The organism is Paenibacillus sp. oral taxon 786 str. D14, assembly GCF_000159955.1.
In the GTDB taxonomy this organism is placed as follows: Bacteria; Bacillota; Bacilli; order Paenibacillales; family Paenibacillaceae; genus Fontibacillus; species Fontibacillus phoenicis.
In genome coordinates, this window is the sequence record NZ_GG696002.1 from 3,908 (window position 1) to 13,671 (window position 9,764).

At 55.8% G+C, this 9,764-nt stretch carries 8 protein-coding genes; 6 read left to right on the top strand and 2 right to left on the bottom strand.

Going from position 1 to position 9,764, the window contains the following annotated elements; genetic code table 11:
- Window positions 1-294: 294 nt before the first annotated feature.
- On the bottom strand, window positions 295-1,458 hold the full coding sequence (locus tag POTG_RS21895) for a DUF445 family protein (RefSeq protein ID WP_009227036.1): 1,164 nt from the start codon (window positions 1,456-1,458) through the stop codon (window positions 295-297).
- 241 nt (window positions 1,459-1,699) lie between these two features.
- On the opposite strand from POTG_RS21895, the gene POTG_RS21900 reads away from it, so the two are divergent.
- From POTG_RS21900 to POTG_RS21925, 6 genes are read left to right on the top strand one after another with little or no spacing between them, the layout of a single operon-like run.
- Window positions 1,700-3,067, top strand: a complete 1,368-nt coding sequence (locus tag POTG_RS21900; protein ID WP_009227037.1) for a YheC/YheD family endospore coat-associated protein — start codon at window positions 1,700-1,702, stop codon at window positions 3,065-3,067.
- Between the two features lie 41 nt (window positions 3,068-3,108).
- A complete protein-coding gene (locus tag POTG_RS21905; protein WP_009227038.1) occupies window positions 3,109-4,221 on the top strand; it encodes a YheC/YheD family endospore coat-associated protein in 1,113 nt (370 codons plus the stop codon).
- Window positions 4,222-4,244: 23 nt separating this feature from the next.
- The gene (locus POTG_RS21910) at window positions 4,245-5,621 is read left to right on the top strand and encodes a YheC/YheD family endospore coat-associated protein (protein WP_009227039.1); all 1,377 of its coding nucleotides are present in this window, start codon (window positions 4,245-4,247) and stop codon (window positions 5,619-5,621) included.
- Entirely contained in the window at window positions 5,618-6,742 is a 1,125-nt protein-coding gene (locus POTG_RS21915; RefSeq protein WP_009227040.1) for a YheC/YheD family endospore coat-associated protein, read from the top strand. The genes POTG_RS21910 and POTG_RS21915 overlap by 4 nt, the downstream gene beginning before the upstream one ends.
- 37 nt (window positions 6,743-6,779) lie before the next feature.
- Window positions 6,780-7,334, top strand: coding sequence for a GNAT family N-acetyltransferase (locus tag POTG_RS22875; protein ID WP_009227041.1), 555 nt, complete (start codon window positions 6,780-6,782; stop codon window positions 7,332-7,334).
- Complete coding sequence (locus POTG_RS21925; protein WP_036646668.1) at window positions 7,291-8,400, top strand: YheC/YheD family endospore coat-associated protein; 1,110 nt, start codon at window positions 7,291-7,293, stop codon at window positions 8,398-8,400. The genes POTG_RS22875 and POTG_RS21925 overlap by 44 nt, the downstream gene beginning before the upstream one ends.
- Window positions 8,401-8,433: 33 nt before the next feature.
- On the opposite strand, the gene POTG_RS21930 is transcribed toward POTG_RS21925, so the two are convergent.
- Window positions 8,434-9,132, bottom strand: a complete 699-nt coding sequence (locus POTG_RS21930) for an HAD family hydrolase (protein ID WP_036646671.1) — start codon at window positions 9,130-9,132, stop codon at window positions 8,434-8,436.
- Between the last annotated feature and the right edge of the window lie 632 nt (window positions 9,133-9,764).

Genomic DNA, 9,764 nt, shown 5'->3' on the forward strand with positions numbered 1-9,764 from the left:
CTTCCGTTCTAGCTCGCTTTCTTGCGTTCTTGTGCTAACGCTGATCAAGAAGCTTATTTGCCCAAAAAACGAGGAGTACAATTTTTAACGCTGATCAGAAAGCTTATCGAACCGAAAATACCGCTGTTTATCGCGAAAAACGGGAAATAAGCTCTACAGTAAGCGTTAGAATTTCATTTCCCTCTTTTCGGCACCATTAGCGCTCCTCATAAGCGTTAGAGCAAGTTGCGTGGCCCATAGCCCACGACTGTAACCCGGGCGGGCGGTTCAACCGTCAAGCCCTCGCCCGTCAGCCTAACCCAACCATAGCAGTAACAGCGACTGGAACAAGCCGATGATTCCGCCAAGCAATACGCCAAGCCAAGTAATGGCGCGAAATTCCTTGCCGGAGACGCTGAGGATGACCTCCTCCAGCCGTTCGATCGGGAATCTCTGCACCTGTTCCTCGACGAGGCCCGGCAAATCCACCGCCTGCATCGCCGCCGGAATGCCCTTGGCAATCAAGCGCAGTAGCCGCTCGGTCAGCACCGGAACGAAGCCCTGCACCGACGCTTTCCACGGCTCGATCAACGAGCGAATCGGTCGGTTCTCCGCTTGCTCCAGCCAACGCTCCAGCGGCAGCTGCTCCAGCTTGCCGCTCAGCCAGCTTAGCGCCTCTTCGCCGGTTAAGAGCGCCAGCAGTTCCGCCACCGGCTTCTCGCCGTACAGCTCCAGCCGCGTCTCGATCGCGTGGGCGGTTTTGTTTAAAGCGTCCTCGCCCCGCAGCGTCTGAACGAGCGCTGGGGTCATTTTTTGCACCAGCTTGTCCTCATCCACAAAGATCGCGGCCATCGTGCCCAGGAATCCGCCGGCTCGGTCCATCAGCCCTGCCGCCATTTTCGACAGCATACGCTGGCCGCTCGCCGACAGCAGTTCCTCCTCCACGACACCCAATAGCGCGCTGGCCAGCGCGGCGCTCCAGGCTTTGCGGTTCTCCTCGGACCAACCGGGAACAAGCCGCTTCACCGGCAGGCTGCTAAGGTCCGCCTGCTCCCATAAGCGCGTCAGACTCCGCATCGTCGTAGCCCTTGCCCCTGCCGTAAGCTTAGACTTCAGTGCTTCGAACTCCTCCTCGCTCCACACCCGGAGTGCCGCTTCCCGAAGCGTTAACTCGCTGGAACTTACGCGTTCCACGAAGCCGCGCAAGGCATTCTCCGCCTTGTTCCGGAACGCCGGACGCTGCACGGTTTCCTGCAGCCCTTCGGCCGTCACCAAATACTCGGCCACCACCTGACCCAATGATTCGGCGATATCGTCACGGCGTTTCGGGATCAGTCCCGGTGTAAAGGGAACGTGAAATTTGCCGATATGTATGGGCTTGCGCGGATGAAACAACATTTTAATTGCAAAATGGTTGGTTACGCCGCCGACAAAAGCAGCCACTGCAACGCTTACCAACACGTAAAGCCAATCGGGCACCCTCTCTTCCTCCTTCTTTCTCTTAGGCTGCTGCCCTAACTATCTTCCGCGATATCCGTCCTCGGCCCGCGCCCGGCAAGGAGTAGAACGCTTCATTCCTTCGCCCGGATGCCGCCGAAAACGGGCATAGGTTAATCACCAAGGATTCTATGTCCTCATATGATGCATTACATGCATTTTACGCAGATGATCTTTACTTGCATCCAAGACTCTAGCTTAGCTTGGAAGGAGATCCGCATTCATGCCCTCCAAAAAAATTACGGTACAAATCATGAGTCCGGGCATTCTTGAAGACGACATGATCGTGCTCGGAGACATGCTGATCAAACAATGGAAAATCCCAACGCATCTTCCGCTTCTACTCACTTTCGGATCATTTCGGCACCGCGTGAAGGTCATCCCCTTATCCAGATCCGATGGAGTTCGCATGAGCTCGGGTCTGGCCAGAAAAATGGGCATCCAACCGCGGTCGCCGCTGCGACTCATCTATCGGCCGCAATCCTCGACCCTTCAACTGGGTCCGCTGTTAGGAGTTCTGCTCAGTCAGGATTTCCCCGGGAATCCAGAACGGCCGTTTGGCCAAATGACCTTGTTCTGCAGAGAGCTCGTGAACGCTTGCTCGCGCCAAGGGGTATTCGTTTATTTCTTTACCCCCAATCATATCGGCAACAGCGCAAGCCAGGTCTCGGGCTGGGTCTATGGCAACGGGTGGAAGCAAACCCAACTGCCCGCCGCAGATGTATTCTACAACCGGCTGAATTCGCGGAAATTGGAGAACAAACCTAGCGTACAGCATTTTATGAAAGAAGTAAAATCCCGCTACGGGAGCCATTTTTTTAACGAGAAATATCTCGACAAAACCGAAGTGTTCGACGCGCTTAGCCGAGATGCCTCCGTGCAGCGTTATTTGCCGGAATCGCATCTGTTTCGCAACTACGCGATGTTGAAAGCGATGTGCAGCAAATATCCCGTCGTCTTCCTGAAACCAATCAAGGGAAGCTTGGGCAAAGGCATCATCCGGATCTCGCGGCTTGAAGGCGGGGCCTTCCAGACCCTATCGACTCAGGTTGGAGGCGCACGGCGCCAAGTTTATCCGAGCCTTGCGAAGCTGTTCAACGCATTGTCCGGCAAAATGAAAACAACTCGCTACCAAATCCAGCAAGGGCTGAACTTGATTGAGGTGGATCACCGGCCAGTTGATTTTCGGGCGTTGGTTCAGAAGAACCTGTACGGCAAATGGAATACGACGTCCATCGTGGCCCGGATCGCCGGCAACCATCATTTTGTGTCCAATCTGGCTCGCGGCGGCTCGCTGAGCAAGGTGAAGGACGCGATTGCCCGAAGCTCGCTGCCAGCGGGAATCAAGAGCAAGCTCGCCTTAAAGCTGAAGAAGGCTGCCTTGGATATCGCCCAGAGCGTCGATGCACAAATCCCGGCTCATTTCGGGGAGTTCGGGATTGATTTGGCGGTGGAAACGAGCGGGCGAGTGTGGCTGTTGGAGGTCAACTCCAAGCCGTCCAAGAACGACAATACCCCGATCGGCGAAGGGAAGATCCGCCCATCGGTCAAGCAAGTGATCGAATATACCCGATATTTGTCCGGCTTTTAGAGGTTGCCCCTGGAGGGCCTCTTGGAAGGAGGGAATCTGCCATGTACAAAACACCACAAGGAAACGTCGGCATCCTGGTCTCCGAAAGCAGCGGACCGCTCCCTTTCGCGGAAGTTGCGTTCTGCCGCAGATTATGCATCATCGGGGCAAGGCATGGGCTTCACGTGTATGTCTTCTGCCTGAGCTGGATCGCATCGGGGAACGCTGCCGGCATTCCCGCCTATACCTTCGAACGCGGAACCTGGATTCGCAAATGGTGCCCCCGGCCGGACATCATTTACGATCGCTGCCTGGTCCATGACCGCAAGCAGCAGCTGCGCAAGCACCGTTTGCTCGAACGGCTGGCGAATGAGCATCCCTTCGTTTATTTGGCCCGGGGCCTTGCGGGAAAATGGGCGGTATACCAAGCTCTGCTGGAATGCCCGGAGGTTGCCGAACATTTACCAGAAACGGCGCTGTACCAAGGGCAGGCTCAGCTGGACCAATGGCTGCAAGCCCATGACGGAGAAGCCTTCCTGAAGCCGCGGAACGGTACGCACGGCAAACGGACGCTGCACGTCAAATGGCATCTGCCGCGTGATGAAGTCAGAGTTGTCGGCCGCAGCGGGCGGAATACGGTCTTCCGGCGTCGCTTTTCCACCAAGCGAGCAGGGCTGGATTGGATTGACCGCTTTACCGGGAGACAGCCGTTCCTGGTTCAGCCGTATTTGCAGTTGAACAGCTCGGACGGCGAACCCTTTGATGTCCGCGTCCTCATGCAGAAAGACGCCAAGGGCGAATGGAGCTTGACGGGGATGGCGGTCCGCGCGGGCCGCAAGGATTCGCTAACCTCCAATTTGCATGGAGGCGGTACCGCCCATCGGGCACTGCCTTATCTCATTCGCGAACTCGGGAAGTCTGAAGGCAAAGCCGCTGAAGCCGCAATCCGCAAACTGTCACTCTTGATTCCGGCCTATCTGGAGACCCGTTTCGGCAGGCTGGCGGAGCTGGGCCTTGATTTCGGCGTTGACCGCCAAGGCCGTGTATGGGTGCTGGAGGTCAACTCCAAACCGGGGCGCTCCTCGTTCTTTCGGATCGGCGATCCGGAAACCGCCAGAAGGTCGCTGGAAAATCCGATAGGCTATGCCCGCTATTTACTGCTGAGCAAACCCTGATCACTTTTAGGAGGATAAAATCCATGAGTTTGACTTTTTGCAACGTCCATTTCACGCAAGCCCCCGACCGGGTGGTTTACGTGTCAGGGGCTCTTATGAAGAATCTGAAGCTGTCCGGAAAAAAGTTGGTTCATCTGAGACTCGGGGGAGATCGGGTCCCCGCCACCATCAAACGGATTAATAAAGCGGGAAACCACTTGTACCTTGCCAGCGGCGTTCGCAGAGGCATTAAAATCCCCAAACCCGGCGGCGTCTACCTCCGCAGCCAGCAAGAGGGAGAAGTGCAGATCGGCCCGCTTATCGGCGTGTTGTCCGACGGCCCCACGTCCTCGCCAACGAACCCGTTTGGCTCGCGCACCGCATTTATCAAGCAACTCCTTCGGCAGGGAAGCCGGATATCCTATATCTTCGCGTTCACCCCGCGGGATATCCATTGGGGAGACGAAACGGTGAACGGCTACTTTCTGAACGAAGCTGGGCGGTTCGTGCGGAAGCGGGTACCGCTGCCCGACGTGGTGTATAACCGCCTCCCCAGTCGCCGAGCCGAAACGACCAACACGATCAGTCAGCTTCGGGACCGGTTCGTCCGCCGGAGGATTCCTTTCTTTAACTGGAGTTTTTTTAATAAATCCGATATTTACCGCCTGCTGGAGAAAGACCCGACGGTGGGACGCTACGTGCCCGAATCGATTATGAGTCCGACGCCGGAGCAAATTAAGGAGATGCTGGACCGGCATTCCCTGGTTTATTACAAGCCGAACAGCGGCAGTCTGGGCAACGGGATATATCGCCTGTCCTACATCCCGAGAAGCGGTTATTATGCCAGGTATCGGAAAAATGGCCGGAACGCCCTGCTGCGCTTCTCTTCCTTCAACAGCCTAATGCGCACGCTGCAAGCCAGACACGGCCGGGCGCTCCGCGGATACGTGGCCCAGCAGGGGATTCGTCTCATCGAAATCGACAACTGCCCGATCGATTTCCGGTTTCACATGCACAAGAACGGGAAGAACCAATGGGTTGTCGTTGGCATCGGCGCGAAAAAAGCCGGCAAAGGCAGCGTAACCACGCACTTGAAGAACGGCGGCTCCCTGCTCACTCCAGAGCAGGCGCTCACCCGCGCATTTGGCTCGCGTGCCGATGAGGTGCTGCGGAACGCGAAAGCCGTCGCGATCACGTTGGCCGAAGCGATTGAATCCCATCAGCAGCATTTGATCGGCGAGATCGGATTTGATATCGGGATCGACCGGGAAGAGAAGATTTGGATGTTCGAAGCCAACGCCAAGCCAGGCCGTTCGATCTTTAAACACCCTTCACTTCGGGCAGAAGGGAAGGCGTCAGTAGACCACATCCTGGATCATTGCCTCTACTTGAGCAAATTCCGGAGGAGAGATGGCTCATGAACAATCCAGTATTGAACGAGAAGAAGCCCGTCGTCGCCGTGCTGACCGTGGATGATAACGTCCGGCTATTCCGCGGTAACCGCAGCAACTTCAGAGACCTCGTCAAAACCGGGCAAGAGCTGGATTGTCCCGTATATGTCTTAACGGCCAAAGACTTGAAGCTTAGCGCCAAACGCGTCCAAGGATATTTGTTCCACCCGGAGGAGAAGACGTGGAAGAAGCATTGGTTCCCCTTGCCCGACGTCATCTACAACCGCATCCCCCTCCGGGAGGATGAGAAGAAGCCGGAGGTGCGCCGCAAAATCGATGAGGTGATCCAGCATGAATCGATTCATCTGTTTAATCCTTTTTTCTTCAATAAACGGCGACTATTTGAATGGCTGAAGAAAGGCCGGGCGACCAAAACGCTTGTGCCGGACACGAAAAAAATGCTAGGACCCAAAACGCTGACCGCGATGCTGGAGAAATACGGCTCCCTGTACCTTAAGCCTGAGGGCGGAAAAGCCGGAAAAGGGATCATGCTGCTGCGACTGGACGTGGATCATCCGAGACCTTATCGGCTGACAATCCAAGGGAAGAAGCGCCGAAACATCATTTATCGAACCGCCAAGCTGCCCTTGTTGTGGAGGAGAATCAAAAGAGAAGCCGGGATGACGCCCTACATCATGCAGGAGGGCATCGAGCTGACCTCCTATCGTGGACGCCACTTCGACATGCGCGTGCTCGTGCAAAAGAACGGCAAAGGCATTTGGATGGTGACCGGGATCGGCGCCCGTCTGGCCGGACCGAAACGGATTACAACCCATGTTCCGCAAGGCGGCAGCATTGAAGACCCGGAGAAGATGCTTCTCCCCGCCTTCGGGTCCGATATGACGACACTGCTCCTCAGCCGGATTAAGTCCAGCGCCCTCTTGATTGCCAAGCAAATCGAGAAGGAATCGGGCTTCCTGCTTGGGGAGATGTCCATGGATCTTGGAGTGGACACCGACGGACGCCTGTGGTTTTTCGAAGCGAACGCCAAGCCGATGAAGTTCGATGAGCCGCATATTCGCAAGAAATCGCTGGAGCGGATTTTTCAATACAGCCAGTATTTATACCGCCAGCCGAAACACAAACCGTGAAACGAACTACGACCAACACGAAAGGAGGACGGTCGTGATGGAGATTCGAGCCGTGACCTTGGAGGATGGAGCTCCTTGGGAGCCGCAGCACAGTGAAATATTAGCTTTCATCCGAAAATATAACTCCGGCCGCGTTCCGCCCACCGTCCTCCGGAATCTGCTCCGGCTGACGCCAAGTGACTTGAAGCGGCCTGGCTGCTCCTTGCTCGTTGCCCGCATCCGAGCGGAGGACGGGGAGCGGCTGGCCGGCGCCTCTTGCGTCATGGATTACGGCCGCAAGCTATGCGTCGTCGTCGTCCATCCGCTGTACCGCGGCCGCGGGATCGGCGCGGGGCTGCTCCAAGCCCAGCTGACTCGGCTGGGGCAGCTTAGCTTCCGGGTGGCGTTGAGTCAGATTCAGAGCTTGCGCATGTGCTTTCGTGCAGGGATGTACGCTTCGGGCCTGACCCGGGATCCGAACGGGAAACCGCTGCTTCTGCTGGAGACCCGGCCCGTTTCCCCAACGCCTGCAACGTCGGTCTCCCATACCAGCAAAGAAGGTGATATTATTGTCACAACCCGTCCTGGGCATCCTGACCTTGTACCTCAATGACAAGAAGCTGCTGGAGGAACGCCATATCTACCAGCGCATGATCACTGAGGGAAAAAAAATGGGCCTGGACATATTCGTGTTCACCCCAATGGACGTGATTGACCAGAAAAAGCAGATCCTTGCCCTCGAGTACGATCCAAAGGGCAAGAAATGGTTCCGCAAATGGCGCAGCTTCCCAGACCTGATCTTTGACCGCTGCCGGATCCAGCGCAGCAAGCGGTTCGAGCAGCTGCTGAAGTTTCGGGCGCGTTACCGTCATCTGACCTTCCTCAACCGGCCGCTGCGCAATAAGTGGACGATATATCAAACCTTGTCCCGCAAAAGCCGATTCCGGTCCAACCTGCCGGAGACGGTGTTATTTCAAAGCAGCAGCGATGTGTTTAACCTGCTCAAAAAGTATTCCGCCGTCTACGTCAAACCGATTAACGGCACGGGAGGCCGCGGCATCCTGCGGGTAGAACGCCTGGACAGCAATCTCTTCCTGATCCAGGGACGGAGACAGAACCGCAATATCATCGCTCCCCAGAAAATCCACAAATCCCGGCTGGGCACGTTCCTGCTGGGCTGGAAAGGAAGCGGACGCTTCATCGCCCAGCAGGGCATCCAGATCAAGCTGCCCAGCGGCCGCGTTCACGACTACCGGATGCTGGTGCAGAAGAACGGTCAAGGCCAATGGGAAGTGACCGGCTGCGCCGGAAGGGTGGGTCCTCCCCGCAGCGTCACCTCCAATCTCCACGGCGGCGGTCATGCCGTGGCGATGAATACGCTGCTGAAGCAGTGGATCCCAAGCGAGGAGCGGCAGCAGGAGGTGCGCCGGGCGGCGGAGAAGCTCAGTCTGGAGGTCGCAGCCTACCTCGAGGAGACGTTTGGGGCCTTGTGCGAGCTGGCACTAGATTTGGCGATCAACCGCCATGGCCAGATCTACCTGCTTGAGGTGAACCCCAAACCTGCCCGCGAAGTGTTCCATCAATCGGGCGACTCCCAAGCGTACCGCGCAGCGATCATTAGGCCGCTGGAATACGCGTTATGGCTGCATAAGCAAAAAGCCGCTTCCCCCTCCAATTAGGAGGGAAGCGGCTTACTGCTTGTTATTTGCCTATTACGCTTCCTCCGCCGCCTGATCATACAAGGAGATCAGTTCATCGAAGTTGCGAATCCGCACGTCGGAGCCGGCCAGCTCCCGGTCATCCCCGAAGCCGGCATAGGCGCAGCCGATCACGGCTAGCCCGTTCCGGTTGCCCGCTTCAACATCCGAGGAGCGGTCCCCAATCATCCACGCGCGGGTGATGCCATGCCGATCTAGGAGCAGCTTGACGAGATCGACTTTGGTCGCCGTTTGAAACTCCCCTGCGCTAAAGAGCCCTTCAAACAGCGGAGCAATTCCATGCGCCTCGGCCACTCCTTTGACATAATGCTCTAGCCCGTTGCTGGCAACAAACAGCCGTACGCCCCGTGCTTTGAGCTCCTGCAACGTTTCCGGCACTTGCGGATACAACCCGGTAGCCAGCTGCTGCAGCCCTTCCAGCTCATATTCCAGCAGCAGTTCATCGGCCCGGCGATGCACCGTCTCGCTATGGTTCGGAATCACCCGGCGCCAGATGTCCGGCAGCAGCATCCCCAAGCAGCTCAGGATCAATTCTTCCGGCGGCGTCTCCCCGGCATACAACCCTTCTTTTCGCAACTGGTCAAACACCTTATGAAAAACCGGTATGAGCAGCGTTTCTGTTTTGAATAACGTCCCGTCCATGTCAAAGATCATCGCTTCCGGCCTAGAAAGCTTGACAGCCTGTCTCTCCATCTCCACATTCCTTCCGTATGTATGATATAGCCTCATGATATGTCAATCAGCATTCCTTGTAAACCGAAGCATGATCCTAATTTCGCCCAAGTTCCCCAACGTCTCTTGATCTCGGCCCCCAGCAGCAACAAGATTGGAAAAATAACCTGAAATGGAAATGCGTAGAAGTCATAGGTCTTCATTGCAAAATCCCACATCTCCATAATGTTGTTGTACAACGAGTTGGCTAAATACGTAATCAAAAGTCCCAATTACGGTGTGCGTATTGACCCGGATTTCGACCGCTGATGATCCTTCAGGCTAATCATCGGGAGTATGCTGCTAATGCCAGGTGTATTCACCGTATCGGCGAAATCAAACAATTCCATGACCGGGGCGGTCGACAAATTGGTAATCAACGTTTCGGTAAACCCCTAGGGTGGCCCAATCACCGACTTTTCCACTGACCTCGATGTTGAAATTTACGGAATTTAATAGTGGAGTCGCCGGGAAATATCCGTTTGAATAATGCGATGTTCTCATCGACTGAAGAATGAAGGCGTTCCTTGATCTGCAAGGGATTTCCTCCTTTCACCAAAGGGTATGGATATGTTATTCCCAATTTAAGCAAATTTTATCAATGAAATCCCGTT

Coding starts and splice junctions, on each gene's coding strand:
- POTG_RS21910 (WP_009227039.1), top strand. CDS start 4,245: ATGAGTTTGACTTTTTGCAACGTCCATTTCACGCAAGCCCCCGACCGG.
- POTG_RS21900 (WP_009227037.1), top strand. CDS start 1,700: ATGCCCTCCAAAAAAATTACGGTACAAATCATGAGTCCGGGCATTCTT.
- POTG_RS21930 (WP_036646671.1), bottom strand. CDS start 9,132: ATGGAGAGACAGGCTGTCAAGCTTTCTAGGCCGGAAGCGATGATCTTT.
- POTG_RS22875 (WP_009227041.1), top strand. CDS start 6,780: ATGGAGATTCGAGCCGTGACCTTGGAGGATGGAGCTCCTTGGGAGCCG.
- POTG_RS21915 (WP_009227040.1), top strand. CDS start 5,618: ATGAACAATCCAGTATTGAACGAGAAGAAGCCCGTCGTCGCCGTGCTG.
- POTG_RS21905 (WP_009227038.1), top strand. CDS start 3,109: ATGTACAAAACACCACAAGGAAACGTCGGCATCCTGGTCTCCGAAAGC.